Origin of the sequence: uncultured Tenacibaculum sp., assembly GCF_947498805.1 — a bacterium.
Classification (GTDB): domain Bacteria; phylum Bacteroidota; class Bacteroidia; order Flavobacteriales; family Flavobacteriaceae; genus Polaribacter.
The window spans coordinates 238,410-257,842 of record NZ_CANMLT010000001.1; the positions used below are offsets into that span (position 1 = coordinate 238,410).

The window sequence follows — 19,433 nt, forward strand, 5'->3', positions numbered from 1 at the left end:
TACAAATGAAAGCAGTAAAAATAGTTTTAGGAATTATTATAGGATTATCGTTAATCTTTTTTGCAACAGGGTTAATTGTAAAAGAAACAACTTACTCAGTAAAGGTAGAAATCGATAAGCCAATTGAAGAGGTATTTACAAAGTTTCAAAATGTTGAATTATTGAAACAATGGATTCCAGAAGTGAAATCTGTTGATATAATTGAAGAGAAGCCAGGTAAAGTTGGAAGTACTTATAAAGTAGTTGTTGAAAATCAAGGACAAGAGGTTGCAATGACTGAAAAAGTATTAGCTTTTGTAGAAAATGAAAAAGTAACATTTCAATTTGATGCAGAACAAATGTTTAAAACAGATGATTATAACTTTACTTCTGAAGGAGGTAAAACTGTAATTTCTCAAGACTCTAAAGTAACCGCGAAATCGTATATGTTAGGTTGTACTTTTCCTTGGTTTAAAGGGCATTTTAAAAAAATGAGTCAAGAATATTTAGACAGATTTAAAGCTATTGCAGAAAAATAAGATGATAAAAGCTACCTATCAACAATACATTTTAAATTTTAAGCAGGCAAGCGGAACTTCAAGAGGTATTCTTAGAACGAAAGAAACCTACTTTTTAATGCTGACCAAAGAGGGCAAAAAGGGAATAGGAGAATGCGGCTTGTTTCGAGGATTAAGTGCAGATGATAGACCCGATTATGAAGAAAAGTTAGCATGGGTATGTGATAATATTCATCTTGGATTGGAACAATTATTAGAAGAACTAATAGAGTTTCCGTCAATTCAATTTGGATTAGAGCAAGCATTTTTGTCTTTGGAAGGGAATCATCCGTTTGAATTATTTCCATCAAAATTTTCAAAAGGGGAGAAAGCTATTTCCATTAATGGATTAATTTGGATGGGAGATAAGTCTTTTATGCAAAAGCAAATAAAAGACAAATTAGCACAAGGATTTTCAACCATAAAAATGAAAATTGGAGCTATTGATTTTGATACAGAATTAAACCTGTTAAAATCTATAAGAAAAGAATTTTCTTCAGATGAAATAGAATTAAGAGTAGATGCTAATGGAGCTTTTAGTGCAGAAAATGCATTAGAGAAATTGAAATATTTATCAGAGCTCGATATGCATTCCATAGAGCAACCTATCAAACAAGGACAGTGGCAAGAAATGGCCAGCTTATGTGAGAAAACCCCTTTAGCAATAGCCTTAGATGAAGAGTTGATAGGCGTGTTTTCTTCCGAAGAAAAGAAAAAATGTATTGCAACAATTAAACCTCAATATATTATTTTAAAACCTAGCTTAATTGGTGGATTTAAAGGGAGTAATGAGTGGATAGAGATTGCTTCAAATCACAAAGCAGGTAATTGGATTACCTCAGCACTAGAGAGTAATATTGGTTTAAATGCAATTGCACAATGGACTTATACCTTGAATAATCCATTACCACAAGGGTTAGGTACAGGAAGTTTATTTACAAATAATATAGAAAGTCCGTTAGAAGTAGAAAAAGGAAGTCTTAAGTATAACCCCCATAAAGACTGGAAATTATCGATTATATAGGAAAAAGACATAGAATAAAAAGCCTAGATTTTTTTCAACAGGTATATAAAGGAAAAAATAGTTGGTACATATGGTTGTTACTTTCGTTAGTAGCATTTACTCCATTTGCGTTGAGAATTTATCATTATTTGTTTGTAAGAATTCCAACGTTGAAAACACCAAGTGTAGTAAATTCTAATTTTTTGCTTGCAAAAGGCTTGTCTCATTATGTGTTGTATTTAGCACTCTTATTATTAGGAGTACGATATTTGCATAAGAGGCCAATTAAAACGGTATTTACCTCTAAGAAAAAAATAGATTGGTGGCGCTATATTTTTGGAGTGAGTTCTTGGGGATTATGCATAGTGGTATACTTTTCATTGAATTATTACTTCTATCCAGATAATTATGAATGGAATTTTAAACTAGTTCCGTTTTTGATATTATTTATCATAAGTTTCACTATTGTTCCATTAGGAGCAGTTTTTAAAGAACTCTATTTCTCTGGTTATCTATTGCAAGGTATAGGTTTACTTACCAAACGAAAGTGGGTAGCAATTATACTTACCTCTGTTATATATATGTTTGCCATTGGAATGAGTCCGATTTTTGAAAGGGCTGGATATCATGTATTACTGTTTTATTTTGCATCTAGTATGTTTACTGGTATTATAACCACTATAGATGATGGTGTAGAACTAGCTATGGGCTTACAAACGGCTAATAATATCTTTGCAATCTTGTATATTACAACAAATTGGACTGGATTACGAACCAATGCATTGTTCTTAGATATTTCAGAACCTAAGGTGTTGTTTATTGTATACATTCCAATATTGGTGTTTTTTCCGCTATACTTTTTTATATTGAAGAAAATGTACAAGTGGAAAAATGTGAAAGAGAAACTATTAGATAAGGTTATAGAAATTAAATAAAACGAACAAAAGGATATGAATTTTATTCAACAGGCGTATAAAGGAAGAAATAATTGGATTTATTATGTTTTGGTTATTGCTATTACATTTTTTGGATGGCAATTAATTGGAGTGCTACCTCTTTTAGTCACTGCTATTTTACATTCAGAAAATACTGCTGAGTTAAGTAGAGCGGCCAATGATAACTTTATGAGTTTAGGAATCGATAGTAATTTGTATCTGTTTGTGATGATACTCATGTTTGCCATTGGCTTATTGTTTTTGTTCTTAGGAGTGAAGTTTATTCATAAAAGACCAATTAAGACTATTGTAACAAGTAGAGAACGTATTGATTGGAAGCGTTTTTGGTTGGCGTTTGTTGTATGGGGAATTGTATCGGCTGTTGTAATTTCTCTTGGTATTTTGTTAGAACCAGATAGTTATACTTGGAATTTTAAACCAGTGCCATTTTTTATACTACTAGCCGTATCTTTTTTATTTCTTCCATTACAAACGAGTTTTGAAGAATTACTGTTTAGAGGATATTTTATGCAAGGGTTAGGTACTTGGGTAAAAAATAGATGGGTACCATTAATTGTTACCTCAGTGGCTTTTGGACTATTACATGGAGCAAACCCAGAAGTAGCGAAGCTTGGATATATTTCTATGGTTTTTTATATAGGAACAGGATTCTTATTTGGTATTTTAACGCTTATGGATGAAGGAACGGAGCTAGCTTTAGGAGTTCACGCGATTAATAATATTATGGCCGCAATCTTTGTAACAACAGATTGGACCGTGTTTCAAACAGATGCTTTATTTGTGGATACTTCAGAGCCATCAGTAGGAATAGAGATGTTTTTACCAGTATTTGTTTTATATCCACTGTTACTGTGGTTTTTCTCTAAAAAGTACGGTTGGAAAAACTGGAAAGAAAAGTTATTTGGGGCTATAGAAGAACCTGTAGCTAATTCTTAATATAACTGAAATATATAGAGGTTAAGAAAGAACCATTGAAGTATGAAAAATGAAATTCATGTAAACTTTGAGCTAAATAAGCAATCGTTTAAATCGATCAAAGAATTATTAGCGTATACAAAGGATATCAACTCATCTATACATGATTTTCTATTAGATTGGTTTGATGAAAAAAATTATGTAATTGTCAATACTTCAGGCTCTACAGGAAAGCCTAAGCCCATGCAATTAAGAAAAGAGTTTATGATAAACTCGGCAAAGGCAACAGGAGCATTTTTTAACTTACCAGAGAATACCTCAGCACTCTTATGTCTATCTACCGATTATATAGCTGGAAAAATGATGTTGGTACGTGCATTGGTATTAGGGTGGAAATTAGACGTCGTAACTACAGATTCGAATCCATTAAAGAATGTAACCAAACACTATGATTTTTCGGCAATGGTACCTATGCAATTGCAAAACTCCTTGAGTGACTTACACAAAGTACAAAAGTTGATCGTTGGAGGAGGAGTGGTGTCTAATGAGCTAATTGCTCAAATTCAAGGGATTGATACCGCCATTTTTGCAACTTATGGAATGACCGAAACAGTTACACATATTGCTGTAAAACAGCTGAACCAGTTTATTGTTTCCAACGAAGGGCAAGTATCGAATTATTATACACTTCCAAATGTAGAGGTATCAAAAGATAAACGAGGTTGTTTGGTAATTAATGCACCTAAAGTAGCTGAAGAAGTAATAGTAACTAATGATGTTGTTAACTTAATATCAAATACAAGTTTTATGTGGTTAGGGAGATATGATAATGTCATTAATTCTGGAGGAGTTAAACTACATCCTGAAAAGATAGAGGAGAAGCTTTCAACAATGATTTCAAATCGGTTTTTTGTTACAGGAATTCCAGACAATAGATTGGGTGAGAAGCTGGTATTATTAATTGAGGGTGTTGCTGATGAATCTTTAGAGATAGATTTAAAAAATGAACTAGAAAACAGTACTGTACTTACTAAATATGAAGTACCAAAAGAAATTCATTTTATAGAAGCTTTTGTAGAAACTGAAACAAAAAAAATCCAACGTACAAAGACATTGGATTTAATATATGTATAAGTTCTTTTATGTTACCTGTCTACGTCTAAAAACGTATTGTCATCAAAAGCTTTTTTATAGTCTGCAAGAGAAATACCATAGCGTTCAGCGTTATAGTTTTTATCCTTATCTATTTTATAGATTCTACTTTTTCTAGAGATTTCCATTGAATTAGCAACAAAGAAAATAGAGTCGTTTGTTACTTTGGTAACTTTTAAAGTTGAATAAGCACTTTCAGATGATTTATATTCAACAACATCATCTACTTGCGGAGCACTTATGTAATTAACAACATCTTTTTCGTGTTGATTAGCGGCATAAATTCCAAAAGCAATTAAACCACCGATGAGTAAAGAACCAACCCAATGCGTAAAGGGAGTTTTAGTTTGTCTTTTTACGTTATCATGAGCAAGTTTAAGTTGTTCGCTCATTTCTTTTCTTTCATAAGTAGCTTTACAATGGTTACATTCAGAAATTCCTTTTTTACCAATAGGGAAAATTGGAATCCAATAAATGTAGAAGTACTTACCGAAAATGCTAATAGTGTGAGAAGTTTGTTGTTCACAATGATTACATTTAATACCACTTACCCTTTCACTGTGTAAGTGAGAACCTTTAGTTCCATAAAAAATCATAACAATTTGTTTTTAATTAGTTGAGGTTAAATATACTAAAAAAAATAAATTGACAGAAATTAAGGATTGTACAGCTCAAGGCTGTAAATCTTAATCTGTAGAATAGAAAGACAACTTATATTCTACCTAGCATAGATGCTGTGTTAAGTATACAATGCGCGATAATTAAGGGCCATAGATTTCTCCCAAATGTAACATAAGCTATTCCCATTACTAAACCAATAATAGCAACTGTAATTGATCTTTCAGAAATATCATAGGAATGTCTAAATCCGAAGATGAGTGCTTGTAGTAATACGGCAAACACAGTAGCTAAAGAGGTTTTTGAAAAGATACGCTCGAACCAAGTAATTAAAAAACCTCTGTCAAGTAGTTCTTCCAAGGCAGATTGAATGAGAATAAATGGAATAATGGTAAAAAAATGAGACCAATTGTTTTTTAAGTTTCCAAATTTAGATACGGCATCTTGAGAAGAAGTATCAGGAGCTAGATTAAGCCCAAAAATGTCTGTAAGCTGTTGAAAAATAATGATAAGAATAGGAATGGTTGCTAGAATGCCAATAGTTACTAAAAAAGTAACTATAAAACTTTTTGGTTTTCGCAAACCTAGATCTTTCCATGTGATATTACGAACTTTCATTCGCCAGCTAGCAACGATTAGGGTTGTAAATGACCAGAACAATCCATTTGCTATAAAATGAAGATTAGGAAAGTATATTTCTCTAATCAAAAACATGACTGAGATATAAATGATTATATCGAATAGAAATCCTTTTTGATTTTTTTCATTGGAAATTTTTGAAAGCATATTGGTTAGTTTTTGATATAAGACGATGCTTCCGTTAAATAGGTTACAATAGGTTGTTGATTAACATATTGCTAGAGAGTTGGTAAATTGTGTGTTAAGTAAGGTAACCAAATAAAAAAGGGACTTAGAAAAGTCCCTTTTTAAAATAAACTAGCCCCCCGAGGCTAATTAATTCGCAGGGCGAATATATAAATATTCTAATAAACTTTCCAATAAAAAAATAGGAGAGTTATAAATTACAAGAATTTTATTATTATCAGATAATTTTTGTCTAGTCATACAAAGCAACTAACAGTTTTTGCAATTACTTTTTTAGCTATATTCGTTAGGTTTAAGAATAATAGAGTTATTCATGAAAAAAAGAATTGTAGGAATTGATGTAGCACGTGCATTGGCGGTAATTGGAATGATAATTGTCAACTTCAAAGTTGTTTTTGGACAGGCCAATCCTAATTGGATTTCAACCTTTGCAAGTTTTTTTGATGGAAAAGCGGCGGCTACTTTTGTGGTTTTAGCAGGGGTTGGACTAGCATTAATGACAAATTCCTCTATTAAAAACAAGAACCAAGACAAGCTAAAGAAAATACGAAACCGAATTATTAAAAGAGCAATGTTCTTATTTCTTATCGGAATCTCTTATATAGCAATATGGCCGGCAGATATATTACATTTCTATGGAGTATACATGATTTTTACAGTTTTGCTATTAACTAATAATTTGAGAAGTATATTAATAGTAGCTACGATACTTATTTTAACTTTTCCAATCTTACTGTTGTTTTTAAATTATGAAGCAGGTTGGGATTTTAGTAACTTAGTATATAAGGATTTTTGGACAATAAAAGGCTTTGTAAGAAATCTGTTCTTTAATGGGTTTCATCCCGTAATTCCATGGACTTCCTTTATGTTGTTTGGGTATTGGTTGGGTAGACAAGATTTGAATAATAATAGTCTTGTGAAGAAAATATGTTGGATAAGTACTATTGTTTTTATTACTATTCAAGTACTTTCTTACGCAACGATTTCTATATTGTCAGAAGGAAATGAAAAAACAGTACAAGATCTAACAGAAGTCTTAGGAACCAATCCAATGCCACCGTTACCACTTTATATGTTTAATGGTATTTCAGTTGCGTTTATGATCATTACTATTTGCATACTTGTTTCAAGAAAATGGGAAAACAGTATAATCATAGAAGCTTTAAATAAAACGGGTCAATTGGCACTTACTTTTTATGTAGCACATGTAATTATAGGAATGGGAATTGTAGAAGTTTTTGGGGCTGATAAATTAGGAACATATACCATTACATTTTCTCTAATCTATGCGTTGGGGTTTAGTTTATGTTGCGTGTTTTTTGCCGTTGTTTGGAGAAGGTATTTTAGTGCAGGTCCTTTAGAGTGGATATTGAGAAAGATAACAGATTAAAGAAGTTTGGAATAGTTAGATAAACTGTTAGATAAACTGAGGCAACTTTTTATGAATAAAATGCGTCTTTGAATTTAGAGTATATACTTTAACCAAACACTATTTAATATGAATTCACTTCAAAATACCGGTCGTATCACGGGAATCTTACTACTATTTGTTTTTGTTTCAGGAGTTGTAGTTTTTCAAGTTTTACAAGGGCCTTATCTTTTCTCAGATAACTTTCTTAGTTCGGCTTTTGCCAATGCTAATTCAATTGTAAGTTCTACCGTTCTTGGAATTGCAAGTGGTATTATATCTATTGTTATTTCTGTAGTAGTATTTCCAATATTTAAAGAATATAGTATTCGATTGGGACTTTTATATATCGCTTTTTGTATTCTGAATTTTATTAGCATTATGATAGATAATGTTAGTGTGATTTCTATGTTAGAACTAAGTAAAGAGTTTGTTGAAAAAGGAAATGATGATACTTTGAAGGTTTTCAAGAATTTAGTGTATCAAAGACATTTTTGGACTCATTATTTTTACCTTTTAATCTCTTGTTTTCCTGTATTTGTTTTTTACTATGGATTGTATGTTACTAAGGTGGTTCCTAGAGTCATTTCGATTTTTGGACTCATTGCTGTAGTAATAATGTTTGTTGAGGAATTATCTTCAATTTATGGAAACAGTATAAGTATGAATATGTTACTACCTATAGGACTCGTACAATTACTATTACCATTATGGTTGTTAGTAAAAGGGTTTAAACCTTGTAAGAAAGAAAAAATAAAAGAATTGTATAGATAATGAAGTAGTGCTAAATACATAGTTTTCCAATGTATAAATACACCAGGCAATCAAATGCTTGTAAAAGCCTTGATGAGATAACTACCTGTTTAAAATGGAATGTATCGTTTAAACTTCTTTTAACCTTGTTCTAGCTATTTCTGTTTTTATGCTTAAAAAGTGTACTCTTATTGCATTTTTTTGATGGCAAGCCTTTCTTTTAAGGAACTTTGAATCGTCATTATAACTACATAGTGACGTATTAACTAACCTTAAAACATAAAGTATGAGTGCAATTACATCAATTAAACCATCAAAACCAATTACACCAATTGAATTACCAACTGCAATAGAGTGGAGTACTAAAGAAAGTGCTGCAACGGCACATATTGAAAGTTTAAAAGCAATCCTAAATAAGCCAGCTAATAAATTAAATTATATAGCTGCTTTAGCTGAGTTAAGCGTGGAAGTTTTTATGGATAATAGATCTAAAAAAACGGTAGAATACTGGTTTCCATATTTAAAAGGTCAAGCAAAATTAGAAGATTTCTTCACAGCTTGGTTAACCTATACACCTACATGTCAAAGTCCAGGGAAGTATATTGAGTATTGGGATTATTTGGTGAATACCGATTCAGGATTACGTTTAGCCAATGAAGATAGTTTTAAAACATGGTTTAGAACCTTTTTAAATTTTCATGGAGATTGGATTAATAGTACCTCTTCAACAGGAACTTTAGCTGAATGGATGACTTATAAAGGAACAACAGCACATCCATTTGATATTAATGACTATGAAAGACCTGATCCAACAAGTCCAACTGGAGGGTTTAAATCTTTTAATCAATTTTTTCTAAGAAACTTAAAACCAGGACAACGTCCTATGTGTAATGAAGCACAAACAGATGGTGTAATTGTGGCTCCTTGTGATGGAGGAATTTTCTTCCTGAATAAAGCAGGAGGATCAGAAAGCAAAGAAACGCTGAAAAGTAAAACTTATGATTTACCAGGAAAATCAGATCGTTTCGGAATCATGGAAGCATTGCCTGGGTTTGGAAGCCATTTCTTGGGAGGAGATTTATTAGATATTCTTTTATGGTTTACAGATTATCATCATTTTCATTCGCCAGTAAACGGTAAAGTGGTTCATCAAGGAATGTATCATGGATCCTATAATTATGACTTTGGAGATTATAATCCAAAAGATTTTTATGCACCTACCTTACCAAAAGATAGTGATCAAGTAGGTTGGTATGAAAAGTTAGGAAAACACCAACGTTATGTATGGATTATTGATACAGAAGAATTTGGACTAGTTGCTATGGTAGCGATTGGATTTTGGGGAGTAGGAAGCATTATTAATGCTGTAGGAGAAAAAGCTACGTTACAACAAGGAGATTATATGGGACACTTTGGTTACGGAGGCTCATCAATAGTTCTTGCATTTAATAAAGATGTAAAAATAGATTTTGAAGTAGGGAATGACCCTGTTAAAGATCCTAATCATCCAACATTAATGAAAGTAAGACAGTGTTTAGGAAAACTAATTAAATAAGATTAGAATAGCTGGCTCTTTTTTGGCAATCAATAAAGAGTCAGTTTTATTTTTTCTTTTATTTAAAGTTTAACAAGGGATAATGTAAATCAGAATTATTCCTTTAATAATAAATCTAAACAAACTATATAAATCTGTATTCCTCGGGACTATTGGACATTTTGATGTAGTAATATTTATCAATAGTAAGATTTAAATTACATTCTGGAAATTTAACTTCAAATACATTTCCGTACGCTTTTACAAGCTTTACTAAGGTAGGTTTAGATATCATAATTAGTGCTTTTCTTAAATTTACTGTATAAAAGTTTTGAATTTTAAATATTTAGATAAATATCACCATATGCTTAGATAAAGAAACAGAAACAAGCGTTAGAACTTATTAGAAGAAGAAAAGTATTTATTGTTATAAAAGTGAATATTCAAGAAAAACAGCTAAGTTTACTATGTTGATGTAGCATTAATAATTAAAGAAACAAAGGCTTAAATGAACATAGAAGAAATTTCAAATATTTGTAATAAACTGGTTTCGGTTACAACCGATATCAAATGGGAGGATCATTTATGTTTTAATATAGGAGGAAAGATGTTTTTTATTACTTCGTTAGAAAATATCCCTACAACGGCATCTTTTAAAGTAACCGATGAAGATTTTGAGGAATTAACGCTTAAAGAAGGATTTAAGCCAGCACCTTATTTGGCTAGATATAAATGGGTATATGTTGATGATCTCAATCGTTTATCAAAAGAAGAATGGGAATACTATATTGAAAAGTCTTATAGAATAATATCAGCTAAATTTTCAAAAAAGAAAAGAGTAACATTAGGTATAGAGAAAAAATAGAACCCATTATTTTACATATTTAAACAAAAGTATTAGTTTGGTGGTTTGTAAAATTGCTTTATTAAAATCAAAAAAATGAGACTGCTAACAACTATTTTTCTTTTTGTACTAACAATAAATACAGTTGCTCAAGAGTATTCTAGAGTAAGAGCTATTAACGGTGTAGATGCGTATATCTTAAGTGAACCTGTTAGAGATTATAAAGTGGTTTCAGGAACAGGAAAAGGAATACAATGGGGATCTTTTATTACTGGAGGATTGATAAATGAGAGTATTTCAACCAAGCTGAGTAAGTATGTTAAGAGCATAGTAAAACAGCTTAAAAAAGATAATATTACCATTGATGGAGTTATCTATTCAGATGGTAAAAATGTAAGTGCTATTCAATACCTCGACGAAAAAACAGAGGAGAACAATAAAAAGGCTATGGTTTATAAGATTTACGGAATGCCATTTTATGTTTTAAGTGAACCGTTAAAAGAGTACAAGTTAGTAAAAGAAGTTGGAGGAGGTATAAAATGGAAATCAGCATTTACTGGAGGATTATTGAATAATAGCATCGAACAAGACTTAGAAAGGTTTGCTAAAAAACTAAGAAAAAGTTTTAGAAAGGGTAAAATAGATGCTGTTATCTATAGACAAGGGAAAAAAGCCGAGGCAATCAGGTTTATAGACTAAACACTGTGTGATATGTTTTTAAAGGGAAACAAAGTGTTTTTGTGTCCTACTTAAACTATTCGGATTGGTAATCAATCCGATTCTTCGCATTTATATTTCTTACATATAGTATTTACTATTTCTGCTGGGTTTTTATTGAAATCTATAATCTCACAGTTATTTTCAATACTTTTTTCAAATATTTCATCTGTGTTTTTGTTATAGATTCTAAAAGTTCGTTTATTACAATCTCCTTCAAAGGATAGTAAAGCGTAATTACTAGTAGTACTTTTCAGTCCAATAAAAAGCATCACCTGTTTGGTAATTTTTCTTTTGCTAGCTGTCCAATCAATCCACTTACATAATCTGTCTTTATTATTAGTATCATTTAAGATAACAGTATAAGGGTTATCGTTTCGATCAATCAACGTCAATTCTTTTTTATTACAATCTCCACTAGGAACTCCTTCTAAACGAAATTGAGAAAAACAATTTAGAGAAAAGAAGATAGTTGCTAAGCATATTATGTTTTGTGTAGTTTTCATATTATATAGGTCTAATTTATAGAAGTAAAGATGCTATATATGAGGTTTGGTTTCTATACCCTTATGTAGGTATTCTTATGAAAATCAACATAAAGTATTTGATATATCAAGTATTTTGTGTTTATTTGTTTGATATATCAAACAATATGCAATTAACAAACCCATCCACAACAATTCTTTATTCAATAGAAGAAGCTATAAAGGCTTATAGAAAAATGAGTCTGAAAAATATAAAAACAGTGATATCTGATATTACAATTGATCAGGCGTTAATTCTACAGATTATAGAAGAAAAAGATCTTACTCAAACTGAAATTGCAGATCTGATTTTTAAAGATTATGCCTCTATGACAAGGATTGTAAATCTTTTAGTAAAGAAAAAATATGTGGTTAAAAAGATAAATGAAAAGGATAGAAGAGTAGCAGTTTTAAACATTACAAAAAAGGGAAAAGAAGCTATTAATCAACTAACTCCAACTATAAAAGAGAATCGAGAAAATGCAATGAATGGAATTTCTAATAACGAATTAAATAATCTGCATAAAACATTAAAAAAGATCATTAAAAACTGTGATATATGAAACGAAAAGTAATCTGTTTAGTAATAGCTACATTATTATTTTCATGTAAAAAGGAATTAAAGTCAGACAATTCAGCACAAAAAAAAGACGAATCATATACAACCAAAATAGATCGTTTTTTAGAAACGTTAGAAAAGGAGCAAACATTTATGGGAAGTGTCGCAATTTCCGATAAAGACAAATTGGTTTATTCAAAAGCTATTGGTTTTTCTAATGCTGCTAAGGACAATAAAGTAAATATAGATACAAAGTATAGGATTGGTTCTATTTCAAAGACTTTTACAGCAGTTCTTGTATTTAAAGCTATAGAAGAAAACAAGATTCAACTAAATCAGACTATTGACAAGTTTTTTCCAAAATTAAAAAATGGAAACACGACTACCATTGCACATTTGTTACATCATCAAAGTGGTATTGAGAGCTATACAAAAGACAAGTATTTTTGGGAACATCGTACTAAAGAACAAAGCTCTGAAGCTTTAATTAATGCTATTTCTAATCTAGAAAGAACTTTTAAGCCAGGAGAGCATACAGCATATAGTAATTCAAATTACTTTTTATTAACGGAAATACTTGAAGTAGTTTTCAAGGATAGTTATGAAAACATTTTACAGAAATACATTATTTCTCCATTAGAATTAAACCATACTTCTCAAGGGAAAAAGATACAGCCAGAAAAAAATGAAAGTCTTTCTTTTGTTTTTAAAGAAGATAAATGGGAAGTGTTTCCTGAAACACATATATCATTAGCTAAGGGAAGTGGATCTATTATTTCAACACCAAAAGATTTAAATAACTTTTATAGAAGCTTGTTCAAGGAGAGGCTTATTAGTTCAGAAAACTTAGAAAAGATGACTACTATAGTTCGCAATCACGGTATGGGTATTTTTAACTATAAACTAAATGATCAATCAGGATTTGGGCATGGAGGAAATATAGATGGTTTTACAGCTACTGCTATTTATTTTAAAGAACTAGATCTAGCAGTATCTATTACATCCAATGCTTCTAAGCAGTCAGTTGATAAAGTATATGCTAAAGTGTTAGAATTGTACTTAGGTCAATCTAAAGTTAAAATTTCCCAAAAAGAACTAGAAACATATATTGGTACTTATGCGGCTAAAGAAAATCCATCAGAGAAAGCTGTTTTTGAAAGAGAAGGAAATACGTTGATTCATGTCATTATGGGGGAGTACAGAGAACCTTTAATATATAAGGGAGATAGACGTTTTTTGTTTAATCAAATGTATGGTGGCTCTATATCTTTTACTTTTTCTGAAGATGGAAAAGAGTTATTGTTTGAGCAAGGTGATTTTAAAGGTAATTATATAAAAGAATCATTAGAATAGGGTGCTGGAAACCTGAATTCTTATGAAGTACTATTAACTAATAAAATGACATGCACAAAGATGAAAAATAGAATAGAAAAACTCTCAAAAAAGTTAGGGGATATATTAAATATAAGTAAGGGGTATATTTTCTGAGAGCTTTTATTTTTTTGAATGCAATAAGGAAAATTATTATCCGATTGCTTGTTAAATATATAGGAAAAAATGTAAAAACTATAACCTAAGTTAATAATGGGGTACAAAGTGTTAAAATAGTATTAGTATAATAAGCGGAGTAATAACTTGTTTTATTTGTATTAGCGGATTTTTAAAAGGAAACTTCACAATACACTTTTTTGTTTTATAGTATTAAGTGCTATTTACAAGAGTCTTGTGCATCTCAAGATTTATTTAAGTAGAGAAGACTTTTTTACGGGTAGTTTTGATATTAAAACAAATCATATTTATGAAGAAACTACTTATTTCAATTATCGTTTTATTATTGATTCAAAATGTGTTGTATAGCCAAGAGCACATTGCAAAAACACTATATGCATCTTATTATGGAAACGTTGGAACAGATGACGCCGATGTTGTTACTGTTGATCCAATGGGGAATATCTATTTAGGTTGTCATTCAACTTCTAAAAACTTACCGGGAACTCCTAATCACTCATATAAGCTAAAAGGAGGTATGGATGCTTTTATAATAAAACTCGATAATCAAGGGACTAAGGTTGATTATTTAACTCATCTCGGAGGAGGGAAATGGGATGCAATTCAAGGAATTGTATCAGATTCAAAAGGGAATATTTATGCAGTTGGTACAACTTATTCTTCTGATTTTCCTATCAAATCAAATGCATTTCAATCAAAGTTTGGAGGTAAAAGTGATGCCTTTGTAGTTAAACTCAATCCAAAAGGAAAAGTAGTTTGGTCTACCTTTCTTGGCGGAAAAAAAGATGAAGATGGTAGAGGTATTGTAATTGATAAACAAAACAATATTCATGTTATTGGTCGAACTGCCTCAAAAAATTTCCCTACTACAAATAATGCTATACAGCCTGAATCAAATGGAGGTATAGATGCTTTTGTGACGAGTTTAGACACTAATGGAAATGTTTTAGCATCAACATATTTAGGAGGGGCTGGTAATGATATTGGTTTTGCTATCAAATCAGACAGTATTGGTCAATTGTATATTGGAGGAACTACGAACTCAATAAACTTTCCTCTTAAAAACCCTATCCAAAGCAGAAATAAGGGAGAAGATGATGCTTTCTTAGCAGTTATAGATCCCACTAAATCAGTCATAAAGTTTGCGAGTTATTTTGGAGGGAATAAAGTAGAAAGACTTTATAGTGTTGATCTTGATGCTTCTGGAAATGTGTTTATTATGGGATTTACAAATTCATCCGACTATCCAACGACTGATGGAGCATATCAACCTAAATTTGCTGGAGAAAGAGATGTTTTTGTCACTAAGTTAAATCTAGAAAAAAGAAAAATGGAGTACTCTACTTATATAGGAGGAAAGAAAGATGACAATCCAAGAAATCTTGCAATAGATGAAAAAGGAAATGCTTTTATTATAGGCTATACAGGTTCAAACGATTTTCCTATTGTGAATAGCCAAAAAACCTATATTAGAGGTAGCAAAGATGCATTCATGACTAAATTGGATGTAAAGGGGGCATTTCTTCACGATTCTAGATTATTTGGTGGAAATGGTGATGATTTTTTTGAAGGTTTAGCTATTGGAACTAATGGTACCTTAACCGTATCAGGAGGATCAAACTCTACTGATTTTCCCTTAGTAAATCCATTACAAAATACTTTTTTAGGAGGACGATTTGACATCATTGTTGCTCGCTTCTCAACAAAGTAAATAAACATGGTAACCTATCAATAAGTATACAGTATCTTTATCATAAATCGAATCCAAATAATAAATTGAAATTACTACTAATACTAAACTTTCTCTTTAACCAAATAGTTGTAAATGATGTTCCTAACTATTCCGAGAATGTTGTTGATTTAAGTACTTATAATATTGCAACCTTATACAAAGGAAGCTCAAAACAATTCATAGCAGAAAAACTGAATGCCAAAGACATTAGTGATATTGCGAGCAAAGAACGTGGACTTTGGTATCTAACTCTAGATTTTACGATTAGTAAAGAAACTATTAATGGGAATGATATTTGGTTGCAGTTTCGTACCAATATCAATGCAGCGAGCATATATTTAAATAACAAGTTACTCTTCAAAAATGGAATCATTAAAAATGAAGCTGAAGCAGACATTGGAGGTAAGAATTTGGTGCTAGAAAAAATTCCAAAAGAGTTCATACTAGAGGGGCATAACAAAATAACAATAGCGTTTACAAATTATAAAAATAGGACCAATACAATATTTCGAGATGTATCTATTGGAAAATTAGAAGACTTTCAAAAACATATACAGGTAATGACTACAGCGCCTATTTTATGCTTTGGAATTTTTATGTTTTTGTTGCTTATAAACATAGTCTTGTATTTTTCTCTTGAAAAGAAACGAGTATTCCTTTTACTTGCTACATTGTTTTTAGTGAACAGTTTATTGGTTGCCTATGAAATATTGTATTGGAACGGATTTGTACCATCAGCTTCTTTAATTCATAGTTACATGTTAAGAAGCGGTTTAGAGTATATAACTTACTTTGTACTACTTTTCATTTTATACTATGAATATGCTTATGAAAAGAAGGTGCTATATATTTCAATTTTAGCATTTGTACTAACTTACATTGTTTCTATACTAACTAATAGTAACACAGCAGTAAGTCTAAGTTTAATACCATTTGGAGTGAGCATATTTGCTTTATTAAAAGGAATAAAGAACAGTCGTATAATTACAATATCACTGTTTATCTTATTTACTCTTAATTATTTGGATGACAACAATCTTATTGAAAGTTACGAATTTGTACATAGCAACTTTATAATTACCTCTCTCATTTATAAGCTAGATAACCTTGGTATGATTAGTTTTGCTATGGTAATGATTTATATTTCTGCAGAAGGAATCCTTTCCAAAACGAAAGCACTTAATGAAGCAAAACTTAAATTAGCACAACTTGAATATCAATTTTTACAAAAACGTATTTTACCTCATTTTGTAGTAAACTCTTTAATGTCTTTGCAGCAACTCTTGTCTAGAGAACCTAAAACTGCAAGTAAAATGGTTGAAGCACTATCTGAAGAATTTCATTTATTATCTGAAATGAGTACAAAGAAACTTGTTCCAATATATCAAGAAATTGGTATATGTGAAGCGCATCTTAGAATTATGAGTATTCAGCAAAATGCAAATTATAGGATGTATGTAAAGGGTATTTTAGGAGATGAAATGATTCCTCCGATTATCATTCATACGCTTGTAGAAAATGGAATTACACATGGCTATTCAGGGAAACAAGACGCAAATTTTGAATTAAGTAAGCAAGAAACACCTAATTCTGTAGTATATCGCCTTTTTAATGATAGTAAGGAAAAAATGGAAGATTTCACGCTTACATCAGGTACGGGTTTAAAATATATTGAAGCGAGATTAGAAGCATGTTATCCAAAAAAATGGAAACTGTATTCGAATAAGGTAGAGAATGGTTGGGAATCCATTATAGAAATTAAACATACATTATGAGAGTTTTAATTGTAGAAGATGTCACGCTTGTTGCCGACAAGATTATTGATTTAACAAAAACGTATTTAAAAGGTTGTAAAGTTACAGTAGCATATACCTTAGAAGAGGCACAATATTGTATTACAGAGGAAGTTTATGATTTGCTATTTCTAGACCTTAATTTAAATGGTAAAAGTGGTTTTGAACTCCTTAAATCTGCTACAGCGGCATCTTTTCAAACAATTATAATTACCGCTAATAGAGAAAAAGCAGCTATGGCATTTGATTTTGGCGTTTTAGATTTTCTATGCAAACCAATCATAGAAGAACGATTTAAGATGGCTATTGATAGGTTTCTTGTTGGGAATGGTTCTCATCGTGAAAAATTGAAATACCTAACGATTAAATCTAAAGGAAAAATTAGTTTGATAGCTATTAAAGATATAGCCTTTATAAAGGCTTCTGGTAATTATTCTGAAGTATATACAGTGAACAACAGTAATTTTTTACACGATAAAAACTTAGAAAAACTACTAAAAATACTTCCCGATGATTTTATGAGAGTACATCGTTCTTATATAGTAGGAAAATCAAAAATTAATAATATTATTAAACATGGTGCTGGGAAATATGAAGTACAATTAATGAGTGGTGAAATTGTGCCTTTAAGTCGTACAATGTATAAGGCTTTATTAGATGGTTGCTAAAAAAACGTGTTATAACAACATGTAAAATTCATAATTATTGAATGTTCTAAAGAAAAGATCATTTTGGCTATGCAGTTTTAATTATTAGCAACAAAAACTTGATAAAGGACCTGCTTTTGCTTCAATGTTAAAACTATTCATATGTTCCTTATATGTTTTCCCTATATTTGAATAATTACAATACTCTTTGTTAGAGGTAGCGACAATATTAAAAATGATGAATTATGAAGTATAGCCTTGCTCAAATGAATTCCTTAGACATTTATCTATCAAGTTTAAGTAATGAGAAATACGACAAAATCAAGCACAACATTGGTGTTCGAGACTTAAATCCATTGTTATTGTTAAGCTGGGATATCTTTATGGATGATTACCACAAAAGAGTTGTTGAAGCTAGAAAGAGAGTAGAGTTAGAAAAAGTACTTTCTCTTGCAAAACAGTTCAATTGGCAAAATGATATTGAGCGTGCCTTTATAGAAAATGATTATGAAGCGTTGATTGTTACTGATAAAGATCAAAACATCATTTGGGTTAATGATGGTTTTAGTGCAATGACCGGTTATTCTAAATCATTTGCTCTAAACAAAACACCGAGATTCTTACAAGGCAAAAAAACTTCGATGAAAACAAAAGAAAAAATTAAGTCCAAAATTGCACTTAACCAACCGTTTAAAGACATTATAATAAACCATCGAAAAGACAACTCAACCTATAAATGTGAAGTAAAGATTATACCTCTTTATAACAATGAAACAACACATTTTATAGCCTTTGAAAAACAAATTATTTAATGAACATAGAACAAAAAATAGAAAAGTCTAGAACGACAATTTTTAAAGCGGTTTTTCCTAATACTACAAATCATTATGACACGCTTTTTGGTGGGACAGCAATGCAATTAATGGACGAAACTGCTTTCATTACTGCAACAAGATTTAGTAGACAACAAATGGTAACAGTTAGTAGTGATAAAATAGACTTTAAAAAGCCTATTCCTGCTGGAACTATTGTGGAACTTGATGGATGCGTGACACATGTAGGAAATACAAGTTTGAAGGTAAAAGTAGATATTTTTGTAGAAGAAATGTACACTGACTTTAGAGAAAAAGCAGTATCTGGTGAATTTACATTTGTTGCCATCGATGAAAATAAAAAACCAGTAAAAATAATATAGTGGTTATAAGCATTTATTTGATTTAACTAGAGTCTAAGCTGTCAAATCAAATTCTAAAATGAAGAGCCAAAATTATAAAAGAGAAGGAGTGTTTTTAGCACTCCTTCTCTTTTATAATGGGGTACCACTAAATTCTGGATTCGTAAGATTCTATTTTGAAAATTTCGTGTTGACTGTATAAATTAAGATTTCTTTTAGAATCATTTCATATGA

20 protein-coding genes are annotated in these 19,433 nt (G+C 30.7%); 17 read left to right on the top strand and 3 right to left on the bottom strand.

Annotated features, from left to right (window positions below; translation table 11 throughout):
* Positions 1-5 precede the first annotated feature (5 nt).
* The 5 genes from Q0873_RS01180 (at position 6) to Q0873_RS01200 (ending at position 4,544) form a co-directional block, all read left to right on the top strand.
* Positions 6-518, top strand: coding sequence for an SRPBCC family protein (locus tag Q0873_RS01180; protein WP_299103904.1), 513 nt, complete (start codon positions 6-8; stop codon positions 516-518).
* A gap of 1 nt (position 519) precedes the next feature.
* Positions 520-1,560, top strand: a complete 1,041-nt coding sequence (locus tag Q0873_RS01185) for an o-succinylbenzoate synthase (protein ID WP_299103905.1) — start codon at positions 520-522, stop codon at positions 1,558-1,560.
* A 149-nt stretch (positions 1,561-1,709) separates the two neighbouring features.
* A complete protein-coding gene (locus tag Q0873_RS01190; RefSeq protein ID WP_299103906.1) occupies positions 1,710-2,474 on the top strand; it encodes a CPBP family glutamic-type intramembrane protease in 765 nt (254 codons plus the stop codon).
* A 15-nt stretch (positions 2,475-2,489) separates the two neighbouring features.
* Positions 2,490-3,431, top strand: a complete 942-nt coding sequence (locus Q0873_RS01195; RefSeq protein WP_299103907.1) for a CPBP family intramembrane glutamic endopeptidase — start codon at positions 2,490-2,492, stop codon at positions 3,429-3,431.
* Between the two features lie 42 nt (positions 3,432-3,473).
* Positions 3,474-4,544, top strand: a complete 1,071-nt coding sequence (locus tag Q0873_RS01200; RefSeq protein WP_299103908.1) for an AMP-binding protein — start codon at positions 3,474-3,476, stop codon at positions 4,542-4,544.
* Between the two features lie 11 nt (positions 4,545-4,555).
* On the opposite strand, the gene Q0873_RS01205 is transcribed toward Q0873_RS01200, so the two are convergent.
* Positions 4,556-5,158 (bottom strand): zinc-ribbon domain-containing protein, encoded by a 603-nt coding sequence (locus Q0873_RS01205; protein ID WP_299103909.1) that lies wholly within the window; start codon positions 5,156-5,158, stop codon positions 4,556-4,558.
* A gap of 115 nt (positions 5,159-5,273) precedes the next feature.
* Positions 5,274-5,966 carry a CPBP family intramembrane glutamic endopeptidase gene (locus tag Q0873_RS01210; protein WP_299103910.1) on the bottom strand — a complete coding sequence of 231 codons (693 nt, stop codon included), beginning with the start codon at positions 5,964-5,966 and terminating at the stop codon, positions 5,274-5,276.
* Between the two features lie 352 nt (positions 5,967-6,318).
* Here Q0873_RS01210 and Q0873_RS01215 point away from each other — a divergent pair, with 352 nt between their 5' ends.
* From Q0873_RS01215 to Q0873_RS01235, 5 genes are all read left to right on the top strand, one after another.
* Complete coding sequence (locus tag Q0873_RS01215) at positions 6,319-7,395, top strand: DUF418 domain-containing protein (protein WP_299103911.1); 1,077 nt, start codon at positions 6,319-6,321, stop codon at positions 7,393-7,395.
* Positions 7,396-7,503: 108 nt separating this feature from the next.
* Entirely contained in the window at positions 7,504-8,187 is a 684-nt protein-coding gene (locus Q0873_RS01220; protein WP_299103912.1) for a DUF4386 domain-containing protein, read from the top strand.
* Between the two features lie 265 nt (positions 8,188-8,452).
* Positions 8,453-9,721: a phosphatidylserine decarboxylase gene (locus tag Q0873_RS01225; protein ID WP_299103913.1), complete on the top strand. Its 1,269-nt coding sequence runs from the start codon at positions 8,453-8,455 to the stop codon at positions 9,719-9,721.
* Positions 9,722-10,208: 487 nt separating this feature from the next.
* Positions 10,209-10,565 (top strand): MmcQ/YjbR family DNA-binding protein, encoded by a 357-nt coding sequence (locus tag Q0873_RS01230; RefSeq protein ID WP_299103914.1) that lies wholly within the window; start codon positions 10,209-10,211, stop codon positions 10,563-10,565.
* A 75-nt stretch (positions 10,566-10,640) separates the two neighbouring features.
* Positions 10,641-11,243 carry a hypothetical protein gene (locus Q0873_RS01235; RefSeq protein WP_299103915.1) on the top strand — a complete coding sequence of 201 codons (603 nt, stop codon included), beginning with the start codon at positions 10,641-10,643 and terminating at the stop codon, positions 11,241-11,243.
* Between the two features lie 71 nt (positions 11,244-11,314).
* On the opposite strand, the gene Q0873_RS01240 is transcribed toward Q0873_RS01235, so the two are convergent.
* On the bottom strand, positions 11,315-11,767 hold the full coding sequence (locus Q0873_RS01240; RefSeq protein ID WP_299103916.1) for a hypothetical protein: 453 nt from the start codon (positions 11,765-11,767) through the stop codon (positions 11,315-11,317).
* Between the two features lie 146 nt (positions 11,768-11,913).
* On the opposite strand from Q0873_RS01240, the gene Q0873_RS01245 reads away from it, so the two are divergent.
* The 7 genes from Q0873_RS01245 (at position 11,914) to Q0873_RS01275 (ending at position 19,220) form a co-directional block, all read left to right on the top strand.
* The gene (locus Q0873_RS01245) at positions 11,914-12,348 is read left to right on the top strand and encodes a MarR family transcriptional regulator (RefSeq protein WP_299103917.1); all 435 of its coding nucleotides are present in this window, start codon (positions 11,914-11,916) and stop codon (positions 12,346-12,348) included.
* Positions 12,345-13,697 carry a serine hydrolase domain-containing protein gene (locus tag Q0873_RS01250; RefSeq protein WP_299103918.1) on the top strand — a complete coding sequence of 451 codons (1,353 nt, stop codon included), beginning with the start codon at positions 12,345-12,347 and terminating at the stop codon, positions 13,695-13,697. The genes Q0873_RS01245 and Q0873_RS01250 overlap by 4 nt, the downstream gene beginning before the upstream one ends.
* Before the next feature lie 445 nt (positions 13,698-14,142).
* Positions 14,143-15,564 (top strand): SBBP repeat-containing protein, encoded by a 1,422-nt coding sequence (locus Q0873_RS01255; protein ID WP_299103919.1) that lies wholly within the window; start codon positions 14,143-14,145, stop codon positions 15,562-15,564.
* 65 nt (positions 15,565-15,629) lie between these two features.
* Entirely contained in the window at positions 15,630-17,360 is a 1,731-nt protein-coding gene (locus tag Q0873_RS01260; RefSeq protein WP_299103920.1) for a histidine kinase, read from the top strand.
* A complete protein-coding gene (locus Q0873_RS01265; protein WP_299103921.1) occupies positions 17,357-18,046 on the top strand; it encodes a LytTR family transcriptional regulator DNA-binding domain-containing protein in 690 nt (229 codons plus the stop codon). The genes Q0873_RS01260 and Q0873_RS01265 overlap by 4 nt, the downstream gene beginning before the upstream one ends.
* A 224-nt stretch (positions 18,047-18,270) precedes the next feature.
* Entirely contained in the window at positions 18,271-18,837 is a 567-nt protein-coding gene (locus Q0873_RS01270) for a PAS domain-containing protein (RefSeq protein ID WP_299103922.1), read from the top strand.
* On the top strand, positions 18,837-19,220 hold the full coding sequence (locus Q0873_RS01275) for an acyl-CoA thioesterase (RefSeq protein ID WP_299103923.1): 384 nt from the start codon (positions 18,837-18,839) through the stop codon (positions 19,218-19,220). The genes Q0873_RS01270 and Q0873_RS01275 overlap by 1 nt, the downstream gene beginning before the upstream one ends.
* Positions 19,221-19,433: the final 213 nt, after the last annotated feature.